Here is a 21,570-nt window from a genome sequence, read left to right as displayed (position 1 = left end):
GTCGAGGTACAGCCAGGGGGCCAATTGGTCACATCTGTCTGAAAACTGACGTGTGGACATGCCCTGCGGCATGGGAACATCGGCCCGTGACTCACCCCCATTCCCCGCCCGGCGCAGGCTCGCCGGATACGTCATGGCCGCAGGTCCTGGACCGGTTGACGGCCAGCCTGGAACTCGAGCCGGGGCAGGCGAGTTGGGCGATGGACCAGATCATGAGCGGCGTCGCGACGCCGGCTCAGATCGCCGCCTTCGGCGTGTCGATGAAGATGAAGCGCCCGACCGCCGCCGAAGTACGTGAATTGGCCGACACCATGCTCGGCTACGCGCGCATGGTGCCCACCGACAAGATCGGCACCGACACCGTCGACATCGTTGGCACCGGTGGCGACCGCGCCAACACCGTGAACCTGTCGACGATGGCGGCGATCGTGGTTGCCGCCGCCGGGATCCCCGTCGTCAAACACGGCAACCGGGCGGCGTCGTCCAAGAGTGGCGGCGCCGACATGCTCGAGGCCCTCGGGGTGCGCATCGACCTCGGTCCCGACGAGGTGGCCCGCTGCGTGGCCGAAGTCGGCATCGGGTTCTGCTTCGCGCCGGTCTTCCACCCGTCGTACAAATTCGCCGGGCCGCCGCGCCGCGAGATAGGGACCCCGACGGTCTTCAATCTGCTTGGGCCGCTGACCAATCCGGCCAGCCCGCGGGCCGGCCTGATCGGGTGCGCGTTCGGCGATCTGGCCGAGGTGATGGCCGGGGTGTTCGCCGCCCGCCGCAGCAGTGTGCTCGTGGTGCACGGCGACGACGGCCTGGACGAACTGACCACCACGACCACCAGCACGATCTGGCGGGTACAGGCCGGCACCATCGACAAGCTCACCTTCGACCCGATGGGATTCGGTTTCGCCCGGGCCCGCATCGAGGAGCTGGTCGGCGGCGAGGCCGAGGAGAACGCCCAGGAAGCGCGCGAGGTGCTCGGAGGCGCCAAGGGAGCCGTGCGCGATGCGGTGATCCTCAACGCGGCCGGGGCGATGGTCGCCCACGGCGGGCTATCCAGCCACGCCGAATGGCTGCCGTGCTGGGAGGACGGGCTGGCCCGCGCCGCGGAAGCGATCGACTCCGGGGCGGCCGAACAGCTCTTGGCGCGTTGGGTGCGGTTCAGCCAGCAGCTCTGAGTCCGGCCGCTGCGCCTGTTCGGCGGCCAACCGTGCCGAGCGTGCCGCCGCGGCCCACTGCGCCCACGGTCCGGCAGAGGCCAGCGGTGACGTCAAACCCGTTGTGGCACTGACGATTCGGACGCCCGCGCTGTTCATCCAGCGGGCGATCAGGGCGGTCTCTTCGACCAGCGCGCCGCCCAGTGGCGCCGGCCGCGGGAGCACCACCTGCGCGCCTGCCCGGAGGGCATCGACCACGGGCATCGGGGGAACCCGACGCGGCGCGATGCCTGCCGCGGCGAGTTGCCCATGCCGGATCACCGCCAGCTGCCAGCCGCCCGCACCGTCCGGCGCGGCGGCGACGAGTTCTTCGACGGCACTGAGCGACCGCAGGCGCTGCCCCCGCCACAGCACGTCGACGGCCACGGCGATGTGGTCACGCAGTCGCGCCGCGCTTTCGTAGCGGGACTTCTGCGCCAGTGCGCCGACCTGGTCGACGGCCGCACCGAGCGCGGCGTTGTCCAGACCTTCGATCAGTGCGGCCGCCAGCTGCGGAGCCGCCGCATACTGCTCGGCGGTGATGCCGCGCGGCGCGGGACAGGGGGAGACCTCGCGCTCGGGACAGGATGGTCCGTGCTCGGCCGCGCGGCCGATACGGCTGGTACAGGTGCGCACACCGGTGAACCGGGCGATCAGGGCCGCGGTGTCGAGGGCGTCGGCCCGCGACCGGAACGGGCCGATCGCGCGGTCGTGTCGCGGCTCGCGGACCACCGAGAGACGCGGGAACGCCTCGTCGGTGAGCGTCACCCACCACCAGCGATGCGGAAAGCGGGACCGGCGGTTGTACGGCGGCGCATGCGCGGCCAGCAGCCGAAGCTCACGCACCCCGGCTTCCAGCGCGTGGGCGCATTCGACATGGTCGACCGCTGTCGCCAGCGCCACCATCTCCTTCATCCGGCCGCGCGGGTCGGCGCCGTTGAAGTACTGGCCAACCCGGCGGCGCAGATCGGTGGCGGTGCCGACGTAGAGCACTTCGCGAGCCGGCCCGCGGAACAGGTACACCCCGGGACGGTGCGGCAGGGTGCGGGCCAAAACTCGTTTGCTCCGTTGGGCGTTCGAGATGTTGGGCAGATACCCGCGCAGATCGGTGTAGGTGTGCACGCCCTGATTGCCGACCCGCTCGATCAGCGCGTGCAGCACGTCGACGGTGGCGCGGGCGTCATCGAGCGCCCGGTGGGTCGGCTTGGTGGCCGAGCCGACCAGCGCGGCCAGTGTGGACAGCCGCACGCTGGGCGCCTCCTCGCGGGTCAGCACGCGCCGGGCCAGCCGCACCGTGCACAGCACCGGCGGCCGGGGCCAGGGGATGCCGCACTGTTCGGCGGCGGACTTCAGGAAGCCGATGTCGAAGCCGGCGTTGTGGGCGACCAGCACGGCGCCACGGGCGAACTCGAGGAACATCGGCAGTACGGCGGCGATGGTCGGCGCGTCGTGGACCATCGCGGTGGTGATCCCGGTGAGCTGAACGATCTGCGGCGGGATGGACCGCTGCGGGTCCACCAGGGTGGCGAATTCGCCGAGCACCTCACCGCCGCGGACCCGGACCGCACCGATCTCGGTGATCGCGTCGCGGGAGCCGTCGGCCGATGCGGTGGCCCGGCCGCCGGTGGTCTCCAGGTCGACCACCACGAATGTGGTCTCCCGCAGCGAGACGTCGGCCGCGGGGTCGACGTCGGCGAAGCTCAGCTGCGCATCGATCGGTGTGGCCGGCACAGCACTTGACGGTAGGCAGACCCACCGACAACGGCGGTGTGCCACTCCGCGACCGATCGGCTTTCCGGTGGCGGGACGGGCGGACTTGTCGGTACCCGGCGATAGCGTGCGGGCCAACTCGATAGAAGGAGTCCCGAGATGGGAATGGAGCCAGCCGAACCGGTCGTCATCGACTGCGACGACTGTGCGGTGCGCGGCCCTGGTTGTCGCGACTGTGTGGTGAGCGTATTGCTCGGTGTCCCGGAAACTTTGCTGGAAGACGAACGGGCGGCCCTCGAAGTGCTTGCTGAGGCGGGCTTGGCGCCGAAGTTGCGGCTGGTGCCGATCCACCGCACCGGGGGGCGGGGGCTCGCAAGCTAGCGCCGAGGCCGCGTCCTGCTAGGTTGGTTGGCAGGTTGTGACTGGTGTGGCTTGGGTGGCTGAGAGTCTGCTGAATTTCCGTCCCACGTTTGGACAACGCCGATGCCATTTCGTAACCTGTTCGAGACCTAAGGCACTCGATGCATCAACGTCGACGGCACTTAAAGGAACGCAATTTTGAGCTCTGACCGCAGATACCTGACTAAACGCGTTCTCAAACGCCATCTAGTTGGTGGAATTGCGGGCTTCATGGTCCTGTCCGCCGTTATCTCCGGCGCCTCGCACGCCGACCCCGCCGAAGACGGTGTGGCCAAGCTGAACGAACTGTCACGACAGGCAGAACAGCTCACCGAGTCGATGCATTCCGCTCAGCTCGATCTTGACAAGAAGCTGCAGGCGGAGAGCGTTGCGGAGAAGAAGCACACCGACGACCTCGCCGCAGCTGACAGCGCAAAGGCCCAGTTGGCGACCTACCAGGGTGCGGTCGATAAATTTGCTGCCGCGGTTTACATGGGTGGCCGCACCGACGGCCTCAATGCCATCCTGACCGCCGAGTCGCCGCAGGGCCTGATCGACAAGATGGCCGTGCAGCGAGTGATGGCCACCGAGATGGCCGCCCAGATGCAGAGCTACCGCCAGGTGAACGAGCAGCTGCGCCAGGCCGAGGCCGAGTCCGCCAAGTCGGCGGACGCGGCCAAGACGGCCGCCGAGCAGGCCGCCGCTGTCCGCGCCGACCTGCAGCGCAAGCAGTCTCAGCTGCAGGTGCAGATCTCGGTTGTGAAGTCGCGGTACCAGACGCTCACCCCGGAGCAGCGCACCGCGCTGGCCGCCCCCGGACCGGTGCCGCCGGCCGACATCCTGGCCGCTCCCGCGCCTGCGGGCCTGCCGCCGCTCAACGATGTGCCGCCGCCCGACGCCCTCCCGCCGGCACCGGACGCCCCGCCGCCGCCGGACGCCGCCCAGGTCACCCCGATGGCCGCCGTACCGTCACCCGGCGCCGGTGGCGAACAGGGCGCAGTCGCCGTGCAGGCGGCGCTGACCCGGATCGGTGACCCGTACGTCTGGGGTGGATCTGGTCCCAACCAGTTCGACTGCTCCGGTCTGGTGATGTGGGCCTTCCAGCAGGCCGGCATCTTCCTGCCGCACTCCAGCCAGGCGCTGGCCGCAGGTGGTCAGCCCGTCTCGATGGACCAGATGCAGCCCGGCGACGTCGTGAACTACTACTCCGACGCCTCGCACTCGGCGATCTACATCGGCGACGGAATGATGGTTCACGCCTCGACGTTCGGCCGGCCGGTGATGATCGCTCCGGTCAACAACGCCCCGATCTATAACGTCCGTCGCTACTGACGCACCCCGGCGGCGCGCGCTCGCGGCCGTCCTGGCCGTTGTTCTCATCACCGAATTGCTCGGTGGCTCGGCACTGGTAGCAGTGCCGTCGGCGACTCCGCCGTCGCCGCGCTCCGCAGTCCCCGCACCGTCGCCCCTGGTCGTCGGCGACGGTCGCACCGTGCGACTGATCAGCCTCGGTGGAGACCGCACCGACGGCCTGCTCACCCGCATCGCCGGGGACATCGGTGCCGCCGTCGCCGCCGTCGAGAACTTCTGGGGCACCGACTGGGATCGCGAGATCGTCATCATCGCCACCGGCTCGCAGCAGGAATTCCTCACCCAAGCCGGCCTGGATCCGCGCGGCCAGTGGCAGGACATCGCCGCGGTCTCGGTCGCCGACCAGGTCGATTTCGCGCACCATCGGGCCAGTGGGCAGCGCATGGTGTTCGCCCCGGGTGCCGTCGCGATGAACGATCAGTCGCTGCGAATCGTGTTGACCCACGAGCTGTTTCACCTCGCCGCTCGCGCCGACACCGCCCTGGACGCGCCGCGCTGGCTGGTCGAAGGGGTGGCCGACTTCGTCGCCCGGCCGCCCACGCCGCTACCGCCGGGTGCTGCCGCTGATACCGCGCTGCCCGCCGACGCCGACCTGGACGCCGCCGGTCCGCAGCGTGTGCACGGCTACGACCGGGCCTGGTGGTTCGCCCGGTTCGTGGCCGACACCTACGGCGTCGATGCCTTGCGAAGGCTCTACACCGAGGCGTGCGGGCCCGGCCACGGGGACTTCGCGACGGCCGTGCGTCGCGCGCTGAACACCGACACCACCGGGCTACGCGCCCGCTGGGCCCAGTGGTTGACCGGCTAGCGTGTACCGCGATGACGCGAGTCCTGCTGGTCACCAATGACTTTCCACCCCGTCGGGGCGGTATCCAGTCCTACTTGGAGCAGTTCGTCGGACGGCTCGCGGACAGCGGCGAACACCAGATCACCGTCTACGCCCCAGCGTGGAAAGACGCCCAGGCCTACGACCAGGCGGCCGGTTACCGCATCGTGCGCCACCCCGGCACGTTGATGCTGCCCGAGCCCGGGGTGGACCGCCGGATGCGCGAGCTGATCCGTGAGCACGACATCGACACGGTGTGGTTCGGGGCCGCCGCCCCCCTGGCGCTGCTCGCCGGCCGGGCCCGCGGCGCAGGCGCGCGCCGGGTGGTGGCCAGCACCCACGGCCACGAGGTGGGCTGGTCGATGCTGCCGGTCGCGCGTTCCGCGCTGCGCCGCATCGGCGACACCACCGACGTCGTGACGTTCGTCAGTCACTACACCCGCGGCCGGTTCGCCTCGGCGTTCGGGCCGAACGCCGCACTGGAACACCTGCCGCCCGGCGTCGATGCCGACCGCTTCCGTACAGACCCCGCGGCCCGGGCCAACCTGCGTTGCCGCTACGGCCTTGGCGAGCGGCCCACCGTGGTCTGCCTGTCGCGGCTGGTGCCGCGCAAAGGCCAGGACATGCTGATCAAGGCGCTGCCCCGTATCCGCCGCCGGGTGCCCGACGCCGTGCTGGTGATCGTCGGCAACGGCCCCTACGCCGACGACCTGCACAAGCTCGCCGCGCAGGTGGGCGTCACCGACGATGTGGTGTTCACCGGGTCGGTGCCCAGCGCCGAGCTGGCGGCCCACTACGCGATGGCTGACGTCTTTGCAATGCCCTGTCGCACAAGGGGTTCCGGGCTGGATGTGGAGGGTCTCGGCATCGTCTTCCTGGAGGCGTCGGCCGCGGGCGTGCCGGTGGTGGCCGGGAACTCCGGAGGTGCGCCCGAGACCGTGAAAGACGGCGAAACCGGACGGGTGGTGGACGGGCGTTCGGTCGAGGAGATCGCCGAGGCCGTCTCCGGCATCCTCGACGACCCCGCCCTCGGTGCGCGGATGGGGGAGGCCGGCAGGCGATGGGTCGAGAAGGACTGGAACTGGGCGGCGCACACCGCGCGGCTTTCCGAACTCCTGCGCGTGGCCGACCACGCCGTGTGACGATGCTCAAGATGAGCAGAACCCGGGTCGCCGCGTTCGGTGCCGTTCTGGCCGCAGGTGCAACCCTGGTCGGCTCGGTCGGCGCCGCGACGGCCGACGACTGCCCCGACGTCGAGGTGATCTTCGCCCGCGGCACCGGTGAGCCGCCCGGCCTCGGGCGGGTGGGGCAGGCCTTCGCCGACGCGCTCGCGCCCCGCCTGGGCGGGCGCAGCATGGGCACCTACGCGGTGAACTACCCGGCGAGCTTCAACTTCCTCGCCGCGGCGTCCGGCGCTGACGACGCGGCCGCCCGCATCGCGGACATGGGGGCGCGCTGCCCGCAGACCACCCTGGTGCTCGGTGGGTTCTCCCAAGGGGCGGCGGCGGTGTCCATGCTGGCCGGTGTCCCGCCGGTGGGGCAGCGGATCGGCAGTATCGGCTCGGCCCCACCGCTGCCGCCGGCCGCCGCCGGTCAGATCGCGGCCGTTGCGGTGTTCGGCAACCCGGGGGCCCGGTTCGGCTCCCCGCTGTCGAGCACCGGCCAGTTCGCCGGCCGCGCCATCGACATCTGCAGCGGCGGCGACCCGATCTGCTCGCCCGGCCTCGACCGTGCCGCCCACAGCAACTACGAGCTGCCGCCGTACCCCGGCCAGGCGGCAGGCTTCGTGGCCGGCCTGCTCTGACGGGTACCCTCGCCGGTTTCCTGCTGTTTCGCCCGTGGGTGACCGCGGTGGCCGCCGGCACGCCTGCACCGTCGACGCGGGCCTACGCGCAGCGGCGGCTGCGCCGGCTCACCGGGGTCGCTACGTGCCGGTGCCCGGGCAGCCGTCGAACGCGTTGCCTGTCCACGTGGGATGGGCCTTCATGTTCTCGGCGCACCATGCGGCGCCGTCCTCGGTCGTGCTCTTCCACTCATAGGCCTGCTCGTCCTTGAGCGCCTGCTGCCCCTCTGGACTGGCTGCCGAGTTGCCGGGCTTGCCTGCTGTCGCGACGGCGGCGTTGCAGTTCAGGAACAGCAGCACCGTGTTGTTGGTCTGCTGGAAGTTGTCGCCCTTGACCCAGGGTGCCTTCTGCGAACGTGTCACGATGCACTGATCCGTCGGCAACTCCGAGCCGACCCGCCCGGCCACGACGGCCGTCAAGCCTGACCCGCTCAGTGCGCTGGCGGCATCGCCGTAGGTCTCGCCTGCGTAGCTGTCGGCCGACGCGACCGGGGACCCGACCATCGCCGTTGACACCATGATCGCGCCGGCGACAGCGGTCACGCCGGCAGGAAGTTTGCTCACCATGTTCGTACCTTTACCTGCATCGGGCGCGCTGCGGGGCTACTTCGCATAGATCGCTCCGATCTCGTCGGCGAACTTTTCCGCAACCACATTGCGCTTGACCTTCAGCGTCGGGGTCAGTTCACCGGTCTGCACCGTGAAGTCCTCGGGCAGTATTCGGAACTTGCGGATCGATTCGGCATGGGAGACATGCTGATTCGCGTCCTTGACGGCCAACTCGATCTCGGCGACCAGATCCGGATCCGTCCGCAGATCACCCACCGAGGCGCCGGCGGCCTTGCTGTGCTGGGTCTTCCACCCCTCGAACGACTCAGGGTCGATGGCGATCAGGGCACCGATGAACGGCTGGTTGTCGCCGACGGCCATCGCCTGGCTGATCAGGGGATGGGCCCGCAGGGCGTCTTCGAGCACGGCAGGGGCGACGTTCTTGCCGCCCGCGGTGACGATGATCTCCTTCTTGCGGCCGGTGATCGACACGAAACCGTCGGCGTCGATGCTGGCCAGATCCCCGGTATGGAACCAGCCGTCGACGATCGCCTCGCCGGTCGCCTTCTCGTTGTGCCAGTAGCCGTCGAACACGACGCCACCCTTGACCAGCAGCTCGCCGTCTTCGGCGAGCGCCATGCTGTTGCCCGGCACCAACTTTCCGACCGTGCCCACCTTGAGCTCACCGATGCGGTTCACCGTGATCGCCGCGCTGGTCTCGGTCAGTCCGTAGCCCTCGTAGATCGACAGGCCGGCGCCGCGGTAGAAGTGACCGAGCCGCTTGCCCAACGGCGCGCCGCCCGAGATCGCGGCGTGGCAGTCACCGCCAAGGGCGGCCCGCAGCTTGCTGTACACCAGCCGGTCGAAGACGGCGTGGCCGAGCTTCAGCAGCAGGTTGGGGCCATTGTCGGCCAGTGCCTCGCTGTAGGCGATCGCGGTCTTGGCGGCCAGCTCGAAAACGGCGCCCCGGCCGCTGTTGCGGGCATTCAATTCGGCTGTGTTGTAAACCTTTTCGAACACTCGGGGCACTGACACCACAATCGTCGGCTTGAAGGACTGCAGCATCGGCACGAGGTTCTTGATGTCGCTGGTGTAGCCGAGCGTCACCTTGTTGGCGAACGCGGTCATCGACAAGGCGCGCGCCAGCACATGCGCCAACGGCAAAAAGACCAGCAACCGCTCGTGCTGGCGCAGCAGAGTCGGGAAACATGTTGTGGTGCCGCGGGTTTCGAACAGCAGGTTGGCGTGCGTGAGCTGCACGCCCTTGGGTCGGCCGGTGGTGCCCGAGGTGTAGATCAATGTCGCCGGGTCGGCCGAACGCAGCGCCGCCAGCCGGCGCTCCAGCTCTGCGGGGTCCGCGCCGGCGGCGGCCTTGGCCAGCTCGTCGAGCGCGGTGGGGCCCGAGGACTCGATCCGCAGGGCCTTGCGAAGGTCCGGCAGCTCGTCCTGGAGTTCCTTGACCATCTGAGCGTGGGACTCGGTCTCGGTGAACACCAGCACCGCCCCCGAGTCCTGGAGCACCCAGCGGACCTGGTCGGTCGAGGACGTCTCGTAGATGGGCACCGTCACCCCGCCGACCGAGAGGATCGCGTAATCGAGGATCACCCACTCGTAGCGGGTCGCCGACAGGATCGCCACCCGGTCGCCGGCCTGCACGCCCTCGGCGATCAATCCCAGCGCCGCCGAGCGGATCTGGGCGGCGACCTCGGCGCACGTCACGTCGGTCCAACCGCCCTCGACCTGCCGCTGCACAATCACGTAGCTCGGATCGGTGCGCTCGTGGTCGTACACCGAGCTGACGACATTGTCATGCTCTCCGACGGTGAACGACGCCGGAACGTTGTACTCACGCATGTCAACAGCGTAGTCACCGGCAGCCGGGCGCCCTGCCCGTGGACCCGATATGTGAAGCTGTTGGCATGAACAGCATCCAGGTCGCCGACGAGACGTTTGTCGCGGCAGATCCGGCGGCGGTCGGGCGCGCGGTCGCGGACCGGGCGAGCTGGCGGCGGTGGTGGCCGGACCTGCGGCTCGAGGTCGTCGAGGACCGTGCCGACAAGGGCGTGCGATGGACGGTGACCGGCCCGCTGACCGGGACCATGGAGATCTGGCTGGAGCCGGTACTCGACGGGGTGCTGCTGCATTACTTTCTGCACGCCGAACCCTCGGGGGTCGCGGCCTGGCAGCTGGCCAAGATGAACCTCGCGAAGCTCACCCATCAGCGCCGGGTGGCCGGTAAACGGATGGCGTTCGAGGTGAAATCGACGCTGGAGGCGTCCCGCCCGGTGGGCGTCGCACCCGCCACCTGATATCAGGTCAGACCCTCGGGCGGGAGGGTACCTTTGTGGCCGAGGGAGCGGACCCTGTCGGGTCACGCAGCGCAAGCGATGGGAATTGGCAACAGTGGCTGACAAGACGGCGCAGACCATCTACATCGACGCGGACCCCCGCACCGTGATGGATGTCATCGCCGATATCGGGTCGTACCCGCAGTGGGTTTCCGAATACAAGGAGACCGAGGTCATCGAGTCCGACGACGCCGGTTACCCGCTGGTCGCGCGCCTGGTTCTGGACGCCGCCGTTCTGAAAGACACCATGGTGCTGGCTTACGAGTGGCCGGCCGACCGCAAGTCGGTGCGCTGGTCATTGGTTTCAAGCTCGCTCTTGCGCGCACTCGACGGCGCATACACGTTGCAACCCAAAGGTTCTGGAACCGATGTCACCTACGAGTTGTCGGTGGATCTGATGATCCCGATGATCGGCCTGCTCAAGCGCAAGGCCGAGCGCAGGCTGACCGACACCGCGCTCAAGGACCTGAAGAAATGGGTCGAGGGCTGAGTGACTGATCGGGTCCGGATCAGTTTCTTCGTCGGCAAAGGCGGCGTCGGCAAGTCGACGCTGGCCTCGGCGACGGCGGTCCGGGCGGCGCTGGCCGGGCAGCGGGTGCTGGCCGTGTCCACCGATCAGGCCCACTCGCTCGGCGATGTTCTCGGGGTGGTGGTCGCGCCGACTGGGGCCCGCGAGCCGGTGCGGATCCTCACCGAGGAGGACACCGACGACACCGCCGGCGGTCACCTCGACGCGCTGGCGCTGGACACCCTGGCCCTGCTCGCGGACAGATGGCGGGCCGTCGCGCCGGTGCTGGCCGCCAGATTTCCGGAGTCTGACATCAAAGACGTTGCCCCGGAGGAGCTTTCCGCTCTGCCTGGCATTCAGGAGGTATTAGGGCTGGCCGAGGTCGCCGCGCTGGCCGACTCCGGCCGGTGGGACTACGTCGTGGTCGACTGCGCCTCGACGGCCGATGCGATGCGGATGCTGACGCTGCCTGCCGCCTTCGCGATGTACATCGAGCGGGCGTGGCCACGGCATCGCCGGCTCAGCGCAGCCGTCGACGGCATGCACGCTGCGGCCACCGTCGCCGTGGTCGAGGGCATCAGTGGGGCCGTCGAAGGGTTGTCCGCCCTGCTCACCGATGCCGAGCGGGTCAGTGCCCACCTGGTGCTCACCGCTGAGCGGGTGGTGGCCGCCGAGGCGGTCCGCACCCTGGGCTCGCTGGTGCTGATGGGTGTGCAGGTCGCCGAATTGATCGTCAATCAGGTTCTTGTCCAAGATGATTCGTACGAGTACCGCAATCTTCCGGACCATCCGGCGTTCGGCTGGTACGCCGAGCGGATCTCCGAACAGCAATCGGTGCTCGACGAGCTCGCCGCCACCATCGGCGACGTTCAACTGGTGCTGGCGCCCCACCTGGCTGGTGAGCCGATCGGCCCCAAGGCGCTCGGACAATTACTCGACAGCGTCCGGCGACGGGACGGGTCCGCGCCGCCAGGGCCACTGAAGCCGGTGGTGGACCGCGAATCGGGCTCAGGGATCGATGCCGTCTACCGGATGCGGCTAGAGTTGCCGCAAATCGATCCGGGCACGCTGACGCTGGGCCGGGTCGACGACGACCTGATCATCGGCGCCGCGGGGATGCGGCGCCGGGTACGACTGGCGTCGGTGCTGCGGCGGTGCATCGTGATGGATGCGGCCCTGCGCGGTACCGAGCTGACCGTGCGCTTTCGACCCAATCCGGAGGTGTGGCCCGCGTGAACGGCCAGCACCCCGACCTGGGGCCCGAACTGCGCGCCCTGGCCCAGGCGATCCTCGACCGGCTCGACCCGGCCGTGCGGGCCGGTGCCGCAATGGCATCCGGTGGCGGGCAGGGCAAGTGCCAGCAGGTGTGGTGCCCGGTGTGCGCGCTGGCAGCGCTGGTCAACGGCGAACAACATCCGCTGCTGACCGTGGTCGCCGAGCACAGCGTGGCGCTGGTGACGGTGATCCGGACGATCATCGCCGAGGACGGCACGAGCCCGCCCGATCCGGACCGCACACCCCCGGATCGGCCGAGCCCGGATTCGCCGGAGCGCCCCGGCAGCCGCTACCAACACATTCCGGTCAGCGTCGAGGACTGACGCTGGCCGCGCCCTGATGATCCGGTGAGAACCGGGTGCGACCTGTGGTCGGTGTCCGCGGACCTGGGTAGAGTTGCACGAAAGCGTGCGGTGATCGGGAGGCTCCATGTGGTACTGGCTGTTCAAGTACATCTTCATGGGCCCGTTGCTGGCTCTGTTAGGTAGGCCGAAAGTCGAAGGGCTGGAACATCTTCCAGACAACGGCCCGGCAATCCTGGCCAGCAACCACCTGGCGGTGGCGGACAGTTTCTACCTCCCGCTGGTGGTCCGGCGACGGATCACGTTCCTGGCCAAGTCCGAATACTTCACCGGCACCGGCATCAAGGGCTGGTTGACCCGGTGGTTCTACACCGTGGCCGGCCAGGTCCCGATCGATCGCACCGACGCCGACGCCGCGCAGGCGGCGCTGACCACCGCCGAGCGACTGCTGTCGCAGGGCAAGCTGATGGGGATGTATCCGGAGGGCACCCGCTCCCCGGACGGCCGGCTGTACAAGGGCAAGACCGGACTGGCGCGCCTCGCGCTCGAGACGCAGGTCCCGGTGATTCCGGTCGCGATGATCGGAACCGACGTCGTGAACCCGCCCGGATCCAAGATGTGGCGCTTCGGCCGGGTGACGGTGCGCTTCGGCAAGCCGATGGACTTCTCCCGGTTCGACGGTCTGGCGGGCAACCGCTTCATCGAGCGGGCCGTCATCGACGAGGTCATGTACGAGCTGATGGAGCTGTCCGGTCAGGAGTACGTCGACATCTACGCCGCGACGTTGAAGAACAGCGAGGAACCCGGGGGCCCTAAGCAGGGTGGACCAGATCAGCCACCGGCGCGGATCCCGGAGTCCGCCGCAGGTTAGCGATCGGCGTGGTCACCGTCAGCCTCGCGACGACGATCACTGCCAAGGCCCACCAGACATAGGACATCCCGAGCAGCTGTCGCCACCACGACGCCGACTCCTCGTGATGCTGGGGCAGCAACTCCAGCGGAATCCACACCATCAACGCCACCCCGGCACCGGTCACCACGCCGAGCGCTATGTTGCGCCGTCGGTAGGCGGCCACCGTCGCCGTGATCACCGTCGGCAACGCCCAGACCCAGTGGTGTGACCACGACACCGGCGAGACCATCAGCCCGAACAGGGCGACACACATCAGCGCCAGCGTCGGTTCGCCAGCGGCCAGCACCCGGCGCACCGCCCAGATGGTCAGGCCCAGGACGGCGAAGCAGGCCAGCGTCCAGAGGATGAAGTGGGTGCTCTTGTCCAGGCCCAGGCGGGCCAGTGCGCCCGCGATGTTCTGGTTGGTGTTGAGCGCCGCACTGCCGATCCGGTCGGTGTGGCGGATCGTGGTGGTCCAGTACTCCAGCGAATCGCGCCAGGCCAACGCACAGCCCAGCAGGCTGGCCGCGACGAACGTGCCGGCCGCGGTCATCGCGGCGCGACCATCGCGGCGCAGCAGGAGATACAGCAGGAAGACCGCCGGGGTCAGCTTCAGCGCGATCGCCACCCCGAGCAGCATCCCGCGCGGCCAGGGAGTGCGGCGCGGCACGCAATCGGCGATCACCAACGTCATCAGCACAACGTTGATCTGGCCGAACGCGAAGTTGGCGTCGATGGGTTCCAGATACATCACCGCCAGCGCCACGAGGCCCGCCGACAACCAAGCCCGGCGCAGCCACGCCGGCTCCCGGGTCAGCGCCGAGGCCGGCCACACCGCCAGGCGGGTCAGCACGATCCAGGTGGACACCAGCAGCAGGACCAGCGTGATCACGGTGATGATCACGCTCGCCACCGACAGCGACACCCAGGCGAACGGACTGAACACGATGGCCGCCAGCGGGGGATAGGTGAACGGCAGACCGAGCCCGATCGTGGTGCGGAACGTCGCATCACCGGCGTAGAGGGACTGGCCGTGCAGCCACGCCTGGCCGCCCATCCGGTAGACCTCGATGTCGATCCGGTAGGGGATATGCCCGAACAGCAGCCAGCCGGCGTAGACCAGGAGCGCGACGATCGCGACCTGCGTCACCCGCCACCCGGCGACCAACCAGGGCCGCGCCGAACTGCCCACGTCGCTACTCATCTCGCAAACCAGACTATCTCCGGCGCCGCGACGCGCCGGGGGGTATCCCGGCCGTGCCGGGCCCATGGGCGCCCGTCGGCGCGTATCTTCACGTCCCGTGTCCTACCACCTGCACTTCGACGTCGTCGCTCCCGGGCGCGTGCCGTTGATGTGGTGTTTGATCGCGTTCATCCTCACGTTCTTCGTGACGCGCACGATCGTCCGCTACATCCGGCACAACGCCGACAGCGACGCTCCCCGCAAATGGTGGCAGCCGCGCAACATCTCCGGCCACGGCGGCCTGCACATCCACCACGCGGTGTTCGGCATCATCCTGGTGATGATCTCCGGAGTCGCCATGGTGACGATGGCCACCGAGGGCGGGACCAGCGAGTTCACCGCTGCTGCAATCGTTTTCGGCATCGGCGCGGCACTGGTTCTCGACGAGTTCGCGCTCATCCTGCACCTGGAGGACGTCTACTGGGCCGAGGACGGCCGCGCCTCGGTGGACGCGGTGTTCGCCGCGATCGCCGTCGCCGGGCTGCTGATCATGGGTTTCAACCCGCTGTCGTTCTTCGACATCGGGATCTGGCGGGCCGACGATTCCGTCGGCGCGCGCACCCTGGTCGTCGTGCTCGCCGTGCTGACGCTCGCGCTGGCCGTCGTGGTGCTGCTCAAGGGCAAGGTGTGGACCGGCCTGATCGGGATGTTCATCACGCCGCTGCTGATCATCGGTGCGATCCGGCTGTCCCGACCGCATGCGCCGTGGGCGCGCTGGCACTACCAGGACAAGCCCAGGAAGATGCACAAAGCCCTGGAGCGGGAACGCTACATGCGCCGCCCCGTCGTGCAGGCCAAGTTGTGGTTGCAGCACATCATCGCCGGTGAGCCGAGCTTCCCGGCCGACGCCGAGGTCGACGCCGAGCTCGACAAGGAGATTCACGCCGCGCCCGCGCCGCCGAACCGGGCCGAGGCGACGGGATAGGGTGCGGCCGGTGCGGTACTTCTACGACACGGAGTTCATCGACAACGGTCGGATCATCGACCTGATCTCGATCGGCGTGGTGGCCGACGACGGACGCGAGTTCTACGCGATCTCCACCGAGTTCGACCCGGACTCCGCAGGCCGGTGGGTGCGCACCAACGTCTTGCCGAAGCTCCCGAGCCCGTCGTCGCAGCTGTGGCGCTCGCGCCGTCAGATCCGGGAGGGTCTGGAGGAGTTCCTGGGTATCGACGGCGACGAGCCGATCGAGCTGTGGGCCTGGGTGGCCGCCTACGACCACGTCGCGCTCTGTCAGCTGTGGGGGCCGATGACCAGCCTGCCGCCGCAGATCCCGCGGTTCACCCGCGAGCTGCGCCAGTTCTGGGAGGACCGCGGCAGCCCCCGGATGCCGCCGCGACCGCAGGACACCCACGACGCCCTGGTCGACGCCCGCCACAACCGGCGCCGGTATGTGCTGATGACCACCGGCGTCGACCTGGGTGCGACGCCGGTCAGCCGGTAAAAGGGGATGCGCGGCCCGGTTACCATGGACGGGTGAACTGGACCGTTGACGTACCGATCGAGCAGCTGCCGTCGCTCCCGCCGCTCCCGGCTGACCTGCGCGGACGGCTCGATGCGGCGCTGACGAAGCCGGCGCTGCAGCAGCCCAGCTGGGATCCCGAGCAGGCCGCCGCGATGCGTACCGTCCTCGAGAGCGTGCCGCCGGTCACCGTGCCGTCGGAGATCGAGAAGCTCAAGGCGCAGCTGGCCGACGTGGCCCTCGGCAAGGCGTTTCTGCTGCAGGGCGGCGACTGCGCCGAGACCTTCGTCGACAACACCGAGCCGCACATCCGCGCCAACATCCGCACCTTGCTGCAGATGGCCGTCGTGCTCACCTACGGCGCGAGCATGCCGGTGGTCAAGGTGGCCCGCATCGCCGGCCAGTACGCCAAGCCGCGCTCCTCGGACACCGACGCGCTGGGGCTGAAGTCCTACCGCGGTGACATGGTCAACGGTTTCGCCCCCGACGCCGCGGTGCGCCAACACGATCCGTCGCGGCTGGTCCGCGCCTACGCCAACGCCAGCGCCGCGATGAATCTGGTGCGGGCGCTGACGTCGTCGGGCTTGGCGTCGCTGCACGCGGTGCATGACTGGAACCGGGAGTTCGTCCGGACCTCGCCGGCGGGTGCCCGCTACGAGACGCTGGCCAGCGAGATCGATCGCGGCCTGCGCTTCATGACGGCCTGCGGCGTCAATGACCGCAACCTGGACACCGCCGAGATCTACGCCAGCCATGAGGCGCTCGTGCTGGACTACGAGCGCGCGATGCTGCGAATGGATGCCGACGCCGTCGGTGGGCCCAAGCTGTATGACCTGTCGGCGCACTACGTCTGGATCGGGGAGCGCACCCGCCAGCTCGACGGCGCCCACGTGGCGTTCGCCGAGGTGATCGCGAACCCGATCGGCGTCAAGATCGGCCCGACCACCTCACCGGAACTGGCGGTGGAGTACGTCGAGCGGCTCGACCCGAACAACGAGCCCGGCCGGCTCACGCTGGTCAGCCGGATGGGTAACGGCAAGGTGCGCGATGTGCTGCCGCAGATCATCGAGAAGGTGCAGGCGTCGGGCCATCACGTCATCTGGCAGTGCGACCCCATGCACGGCAACACCCACGAGTCCTCAACGGGCTACAAGACCCGCCACTTCGACCGCATCGTCGACGAGGTGCAGGGCTTCTTCGAGGTGCATCGCGCGCTGGGCACCCATCCCGGCGGCATGCACGTCGAGATCACCGGCGAGAACGTCACCGAATGTCTTGGTGGCGCGCAGGACATCTCGGATTCGGATCTGGCCGGGCGCTACGAGACGGCGTGCGATCCACGACTGAACACCCAGCAGTCACTGGAGCTCGCGTTCCTGGTCGCGGAGATGCTGCGCGACTAGCCGATCAGGCCTTGCAGGTTGGTGCCGAGCGTCCAGCCGGCTGCGGCCATCCCGCCGGTCAGCAGCAGCACGATCAGAGTCCAGAACATCAGCGCCCGCCGGGCGCGCTGCCGTTCCCAGATGAATTCACCGATGTCGATACCGGCGAATTGGCTTGCGAGTTCCGGAGTCTCGTCGTCTGCGGCGTCCGGCTGCCAGTCCTGCGGGTCGCGAATGAGCTGCCGGGTGGGATTCTTGACGGCCGGTGGCGGCGCCAGCGGCGGCGGGGTCTGCGCAGGCACCGGTCGCGGGACCGGGTGGAAGTCGACGGTCGGTCGGCTGTGTAACGCGGTGGCCGCGGCGTGCTGAGCGGAGTTCTTGGGTGCAGGCACCCGGAACTTCGGCAGCGCCAACTCCACGGCGATCGCGTCCAGATCCTCGGCCATCTCCGCCGCGTCGGCGAACCGGGCCTCGGGGTCGCGAGCCGTTGCGCGCGCGATGAACTCGTCGAACTGGGGCGGCACCCCGCTGATCGCCGCACTCGGCGGCGGGACATCGTGGTCCATCCGCTGGTATGCCACAGTCAGCGGATTGTCACCGTTGAACGGCGTTGCGCCGGTGATCAATTCGTAAGCCAGCACACCGACGGCATAGACGTCGCTGCGGGCGTCGGCGGCTCCGGTGCTGACCTGCTCGGGGGACAGGTAGGCCGCCGTGCCCAGAATCACGCTGGTCGAGGTGATCCCGGCTTCGGCAACCGCACGAACCAAACCGAAGTCGACCAGCTTGACCTCGCCATCGTCGGAGATCAGTACGTTCTCGGGTTTGACGTCGCGGTGCACCAGTCCGGCGCGATGTGCGGTGGCCAGTCCGCCCAGCAGCGGGCGCAGCACCGCCGCCGCCGCGTGCGGGGGCATCGGTCCGCGCTCGCGCAGTAACTCGCGCAGTGTGCCGCCCTCGATCAGCTCCATGACGAGGAAGGGGTGGCTGCCGTCCAGACCCTGGTCGTAGACCGCGACCAGCCCGGGGTCCTTCAACCGGGCCACCGCGCGGGCTTCCCGCTGGAAGCGGGTGAGGAATTGGCTGTCTCCCGCGTACCGCGCGTCCATCACCTTCAACGCGACCGGACGGTCCAGGCGTACATCCAGACCGCGGTACACCGTGGACATGCCGCCGGTGGCGATCTTGGCGTCGACGCGGTACCGGTCTTCCAGCAACACGCCGTTGAGGGGGTCCGACGTCACCGACACATGGTATGCCGAGGCCGAACAGTTCTAGACTGGGCCGGTGAGCAGCATTCCCGCCGGCGAAGACGTGCTGGATCCCGACGAGCCGGTCTACGAGCTGTCGGCGGTCGCCGAGTTATTGCACGTCCCGGTGACCAAGGTGCACCAGCAGTTGCGTGAAGGCCATCTGGTAGCGGTGAAACGCGGCGGGGTCCCGATGATCCCGAAGGCCTTCCTCAACGCCGAGGGCGAGGTGGTGAAGAGCCTGCCCGGCCTGCTGGCGGTGCTGCGCGACGGCGGCTACCGCGACACCGAGATCCTGCGCTGGCTGTTCACCGCCGACCCGTCACTGACCGTCACCCGCGATGGGTCGCGTGAAACGGTCAGCAACGCTCGCCCGGTGGATGCGCTGCATGCTCATCAGGCTCGTGAGGTGGTTCGGCGCGCTCAGGCGATGGCGTACTGACTCTCAGCGAGTACCAGGCCGCCAGAGCGCACGCGGTGGCCAGCAGCACATGGATCCACGAGTACATCCCGTGTGAGCCGTCCGGTTTGAAGATCACCATGATCCAGGTGGAGAACCCGGCGATCAGTGCGATCGCGGTGCGGGACTGTGCCAATGCCGACAGCACCGCCAGCGGCCAGGTGTAATACCACGGCAGCGCCGCGGGGACGAAGAGCACGACCACCAGCATCGCCCACGCGATGCCGGTCAGTGCTTCGCGATCGTCGTGCCGAAACCGCCACCACAGCAGGGGAAGTGACACGGCGATGATCGCGATGCCGACAATCCGGGTGACGTCGAGCACCGCGTAGAAGTTGACCGGCATGAACAGTCCGCCGATGGCGTTGGTGAGGTTCGCGACGGCCGTCGGGATGGTCAGCCAGTTGATGATTTTCACCGATCCGGCCAGCGCGGTCAGCCAGCCCAGGCCGACCCCGGCCACCCAGGACAGCACCGCGAACACCGCGACGAAGATCGCCACCGACGCCGCCGATGCGGTCACGAAAGCCGTTATGGCTCTTTGCTTTTTCCGGTCCCGCAGGTGCCGCATCCACACCCACACCATGAACGGCAGGGCCAGTACCGCGGTTGCCTTCACCGCGACGGCGATCGCGATCAGCGCCGTCCCGGCGGCGTGGTGGCGGGCGAACGTCAGCGCGATGCCGGCCATCATCAGGCCGACCATCAGCATCTCGTTGTGCACCCCACCCATCAGGTGAATGATCACCAGCGGGTTGAGCGCGCAAATCCACAGTGCCACCGCGCCGTTCGCGCCGATGTGACGAGCCACCCGGGGCGCCGCCCAGATCAGCATCGCCAACCCGGGGAGCATGCACAGCCGTAGCAGCATGGTGCCGGCCACCACGTGGTCACCGACCAGGGTGGTGACGAACCGCGCAACCAGGATGAACGCCGGGCCGTAGGGCGCGGTGGTGGTGGTCCAGATCGGACTCACGTTGTCCAGCAACGAGTTCTGGTTCTCCACCGGTCCGACGGCGTACGGGTCGAGACCATCGCGCAGCAGCGCGCCTTGCGCCAGATACGAATAGGTGTCGCGGCTGAACAGCGGAACGCTCAGCAGCAGCGGAGCCAGCCAGAACCCGGCGGTCGCGATCATCGCGAATTCGCTGATCTCGTTGTCCCGCCGAACGACGCGGCGGCCCACCCACAGCCATGCCACCAGCATCAGCACGACGCCGCCCCACAGCAGCACCGACGACACCACCAGGCCGTGGCCGAATCGCAACCAGGACAGGTGCATCGACTCGAGCAGTGGATCGTGCTGGCGGGTGCTGCCCGCGCCGAGCCCGCCGAGGGTGAGCAGGATCGCGCCGAGGAAACCGAGCAGGGCCGGGCGGCCCTCCTCGGCGGCGGTGAACGCCGCCAGGCGCGCGAGGCCGGCCCGGCTGGTCGGTGTGGTGGGTGTGGTGGCGGACATGGGCCTAGGCGGACCGGTTGGCGGCCAATCTGGCGAGTTCGGTCAGACCGGCTTTGGCCGGTGCGTTGATGGGCGCGCTCTCCAGCAGGCTCAATGCCCGGTTGGTCAGCAGTTCGATGCGGCCCTCCACCGCGGCCAGCGCGCCCACCGACTCGATCACGTCGCAGAGTTTGCGTACGTCGGCGTCGGACAGTTCGGTGCCGATTCCGGCGCGCAGCCGGTCCGCGGCGGCCGAATCCGAGGCGGTGGCCCGCTGCACGGCCTCGGCGAGCAGCACGGTGCGCTTGCCGGACCGCAGATCATCCCCGGACGGTTTGCCGGTCACGGCGGGATCGCCGAACACGCCGAGAACGTCGTCGCGCAGCTGGAATGCCACCCCGAGGTCGGTGCCGAGTTCGTAGAAGATGCGTTGGACGTCGGGCCGGTCGGCGGCGGCCGCGGCGCCGAACTGCAGCGGCCGCGAGATCGTGTACGAGGCGGTCTTGTAGGTGTTCACGTTCATCGCCGACTCGATGGACTCCGCACCGCTGGATTCGGCGACGATGTCGAGGTATTGACCGCCGAGCACTTCGGTGCGGATGTCCGACCACACCCGCCGGACGCGACGGCGGCCGTCGTCGTCGAGATTCGCCGCGGCGATGATGTCGTCGGCCCACACCAGGGAGAGGTCACCCAGCAGGATCGCGGCCGAACGCCCGAACTGCTCGGACGACCCGCGCCAACTGCTGCTGCGGTGCAAGTCGGTGAAGTGGACGTGGACCGTCGGCCAGCCGCGCCGTGTCGCCGAATCGTCGATGACGTCGTCGTGCACCAGTGCGCAGGCGTGCAGCAGCTCCAGCGCCGAGAACAGCCGCAGAGCGTCGTCTTCCACCGGCAGATCAGGGTCGGCGGTGACGGCGCGGTAGCCCCAGTAGGCGAACGCGGGACGTACCCGTTTGCCGCCCCGGAGCACGAAATCTTCGAGGGCGCCGATCAGCGCGTCGTAGTCGGTGCCGATGTAGGCGGCGTCGGCGCGGCGGCCGGCCAGGTACTTCCGAAGTTGGTCGGTGACGGCGCCGGCCAGCTGGACGGCAGACGGAGCTGCTTCGACGCTCAGCGCAGCG

Annotated in this window: 21 protein-coding genes and 1 pseudogene; 15 read left to right on the top strand and 7 right to left on the bottom strand. The window is 68.9% G+C overall.

Going from position 1 to position 21,570, the window contains the following annotated elements; translation table 11 throughout:
* Window positions 1-86 precede the first annotated feature (86 nt).
* Window positions 87-1,169 (top strand): anthranilate phosphoribosyltransferase, encoded by a 1,083-nt coding sequence (gene trpD, locus CRM90_RS30870; protein ID WP_158248976.1) that lies wholly within the window; start codon window positions 87-89, stop codon window positions 1,167-1,169.
* Here the strand turns inward: trpD and CRM90_RS02595 are convergent.
* Window positions 1,107-2,918: pseudogene (locus CRM90_RS02595) on the bottom strand (DEDD exonuclease domain-containing protein); the annotation flags it as partial. The gene trpD and the pseudogene CRM90_RS02595 sit on opposite strands and share 63 nt — an antisense overlap.
* A gap of 138 nt (window positions 2,919-3,056) precedes the next feature.
* On the opposite strand from CRM90_RS02595, the gene CRM90_RS02590 reads away from it, so the two are divergent.
* The 5 genes from CRM90_RS02590 (at window position 3,057) to CRM90_RS02570 (ending at window position 7,297) form a co-directional block, all read left to right on the top strand.
* Window positions 3,057-3,278: a hypothetical protein gene (locus CRM90_RS02590; protein WP_102805459.1), complete on the top strand. Its 222-nt coding sequence runs from the start codon at window positions 3,057-3,059 to the stop codon at window positions 3,276-3,278.
* 177 nt (window positions 3,279-3,455) lie between these two features.
* Window positions 3,456-4,628: a peptidoglycan hydrolase RipC gene (ripC, locus tag CRM90_RS02585; protein WP_102805458.1), complete on the top strand. Its 1,173-nt coding sequence runs from the start codon at window positions 3,456-3,458 to the stop codon at window positions 4,626-4,628.
* 82 nt (window positions 4,629-4,710) lie between these two features.
* Window positions 4,711-5,475, top strand: coding sequence for a basic secretory family protein (locus tag CRM90_RS02580; RefSeq protein WP_233209136.1), 765 nt, complete (start codon window positions 4,711-4,713; stop codon window positions 5,473-5,475).
* Between the two features lie 11 nt (window positions 5,476-5,486).
* Window positions 5,487-6,635 carry a glycosyltransferase family 4 protein gene (locus CRM90_RS02575; protein WP_102805456.1) on the top strand — a complete coding sequence of 383 codons (1,149 nt, stop codon included), beginning with the start codon at window positions 5,487-5,489 and terminating at the stop codon, window positions 6,633-6,635.
* An 11-nt stretch (window positions 6,636-6,646) separates the two neighbouring features.
* Complete coding sequence (locus CRM90_RS02570) at window positions 6,647-7,297, top strand: cutinase family protein (RefSeq protein ID WP_233209135.1); 651 nt, start codon at window positions 6,647-6,649, stop codon at window positions 7,295-7,297.
* A 120-nt stretch (window positions 7,298-7,417) separates the two neighbouring features.
* Here the strand turns inward: CRM90_RS02570 and CRM90_RS02560 are convergent, their stop codons facing one another.
* On the bottom strand, window positions 7,418-7,903 hold the full coding sequence (locus CRM90_RS02560) for a hypothetical protein (protein ID WP_199189749.1): 486 nt from the start codon (window positions 7,901-7,903) through the stop codon (window positions 7,418-7,420).
* Between the two features lie 36 nt (window positions 7,904-7,939).
* The gene (locus CRM90_RS02555; protein ID WP_102805453.1) at window positions 7,940-9,739 is read right to left on the bottom strand and encodes an AMP-dependent synthetase/ligase; all 1,800 of its coding nucleotides are present in this window, start codon (window positions 9,737-9,739) and stop codon (window positions 7,940-7,942) included.
* A gap of 65 nt (window positions 9,740-9,804) precedes the next feature.
* Here CRM90_RS02555 and CRM90_RS02550 point away from each other — a divergent pair, with 65 nt between their 5' ends.
* The 5 genes from CRM90_RS02550 to CRM90_RS02530 all read left to right on the top strand — a co-directional run bounded on the left by CRM90_RS02550 (window position 9,805) and on the right by CRM90_RS02530 (window position 13,189).
* On the top strand, window positions 9,805-10,194 hold the full coding sequence (locus tag CRM90_RS02550; protein ID WP_102805452.1) for a polyketide cyclase / dehydrase and lipid transport: 390 nt from the start codon (window positions 9,805-9,807) through the stop codon (window positions 10,192-10,194).
* Between the two features lie 94 nt (window positions 10,195-10,288).
* Window positions 10,289-10,723, top strand: coding sequence for an SRPBCC family protein (locus CRM90_RS02545; protein WP_083122818.1), 435 nt, complete (start codon window positions 10,289-10,291; stop codon window positions 10,721-10,723).
* Window positions 10,724-11,977: an ArsA family ATPase gene (locus CRM90_RS02540; RefSeq protein WP_102805451.1), complete on the top strand. Its 1,254-nt coding sequence runs from the start codon at window positions 10,724-10,726 to the stop codon at window positions 11,975-11,977.
* Window positions 11,974-12,339 carry a hypothetical protein gene (locus CRM90_RS02535; protein ID WP_102805744.1) on the top strand — a complete coding sequence of 122 codons (366 nt, stop codon included), beginning with the start codon at window positions 11,974-11,976 and terminating at the stop codon, window positions 12,337-12,339. Before CRM90_RS02540 ends, CRM90_RS02535 begins: the two co-directional genes overlap by 4 nt.
* A 106-nt stretch (window positions 12,340-12,445) precedes the next feature.
* Window positions 12,446-13,189 (top strand): lysophospholipid acyltransferase family protein, encoded by a 744-nt coding sequence (locus tag CRM90_RS02530; RefSeq protein ID WP_102805450.1) that lies wholly within the window; start codon window positions 12,446-12,448, stop codon window positions 13,187-13,189.
* Here CRM90_RS02530 and CRM90_RS02525 read toward each other — a convergent pair.
* Entirely contained in the window at window positions 13,131-14,414 is a 1,284-nt protein-coding gene (locus CRM90_RS02525; RefSeq protein WP_102805449.1) for a glycosyltransferase 87 family protein, read from the bottom strand. The genes CRM90_RS02530 and CRM90_RS02525 overlap by 59 nt on opposite strands.
* 148 nt (window positions 14,415-14,562) lie before the next feature.
* Between CRM90_RS02525 and CRM90_RS02520 the strand changes: the two genes are divergently transcribed.
* From CRM90_RS02520 to CRM90_RS02510, 3 genes are read left to right on the top strand one after another with little or no spacing between them, the layout of a single operon-like run.
* Entirely contained in the window at window positions 14,563-15,378 is an 816-nt protein-coding gene (locus CRM90_RS02520) for a hypothetical protein (RefSeq protein ID WP_233209153.1), read from the top strand.
* 10 nt (window positions 15,379-15,388) lie between these two features.
* Window positions 15,389-15,898, top strand: coding sequence for a polyadenylate-specific 3'-exoribonuclease AS (locus CRM90_RS02515; protein ID WP_083122835.1), 510 nt, complete (start codon window positions 15,389-15,391; stop codon window positions 15,896-15,898).
* Window positions 15,899-15,930: 32 nt separating this feature from the next.
* Window positions 15,931-17,319 (top strand): class II 3-deoxy-7-phosphoheptulonate synthase, encoded by a 1,389-nt coding sequence (locus tag CRM90_RS02510; RefSeq protein WP_102805447.1) that lies wholly within the window; start codon window positions 15,931-15,933, stop codon window positions 17,317-17,319.
* Here the strand turns inward: CRM90_RS02510 and CRM90_RS02505 are convergent.
* On the bottom strand, window positions 17,316-18,548 hold the full coding sequence (locus CRM90_RS02505) for a protein kinase domain-containing protein (RefSeq protein ID WP_102805446.1): 1,233 nt from the start codon (window positions 18,546-18,548) through the stop codon (window positions 17,316-17,318). The two genes, CRM90_RS02510 and CRM90_RS02505, sit on opposite strands and share 4 nt — an antisense overlap.
* A 37-nt stretch (window positions 18,549-18,585) precedes the next feature.
* Between CRM90_RS02505 and CRM90_RS02500 the strand changes: the two genes are divergently transcribed.
* Entirely contained in the window at window positions 18,586-18,990 is a 405-nt protein-coding gene (locus tag CRM90_RS02500; protein ID WP_102805445.1) for an Rv2175c family DNA-binding protein, read from the top strand.
* On the opposite strand, the gene CRM90_RS02495 is transcribed toward CRM90_RS02500, so the two are convergent.
* Entirely contained in the window at window positions 18,908-20,467 is a 1,560-nt protein-coding gene (locus CRM90_RS02495; protein ID WP_102805444.1) for an alpha-(1->6)-mannopyranosyltransferase A, read from the bottom strand. The genes CRM90_RS02500 and CRM90_RS02495 overlap by 83 nt on opposite strands.
* Window positions 20,468-20,471: 4 nt before the next feature.
* Window positions 20,472-21,530: a bifunctional (2E,6E)-farnesyl/geranyl diphosphate synthase gene (gene idsA2 / locus CRM90_RS02490; RefSeq protein ID WP_199189767.1), complete on the bottom strand. Its 1,059-nt coding sequence runs from the start codon at window positions 21,528-21,530 to the stop codon at window positions 20,472-20,474.
* Window positions 21,531-21,570 lie beyond the last annotated feature (40 nt).

The organism is Mycobacterium sp. ENV421, assembly GCF_002887815.1.
Taxonomy (GTDB): Bacteria; Actinomycetota; Actinomycetes; order Mycobacteriales; family Mycobacteriaceae; genus Mycobacterium.
The sequence above is the reverse complement of the archived record's forward strand: the minus strand, read 5'-3'. Positions and strand labels throughout refer to the sequence as shown.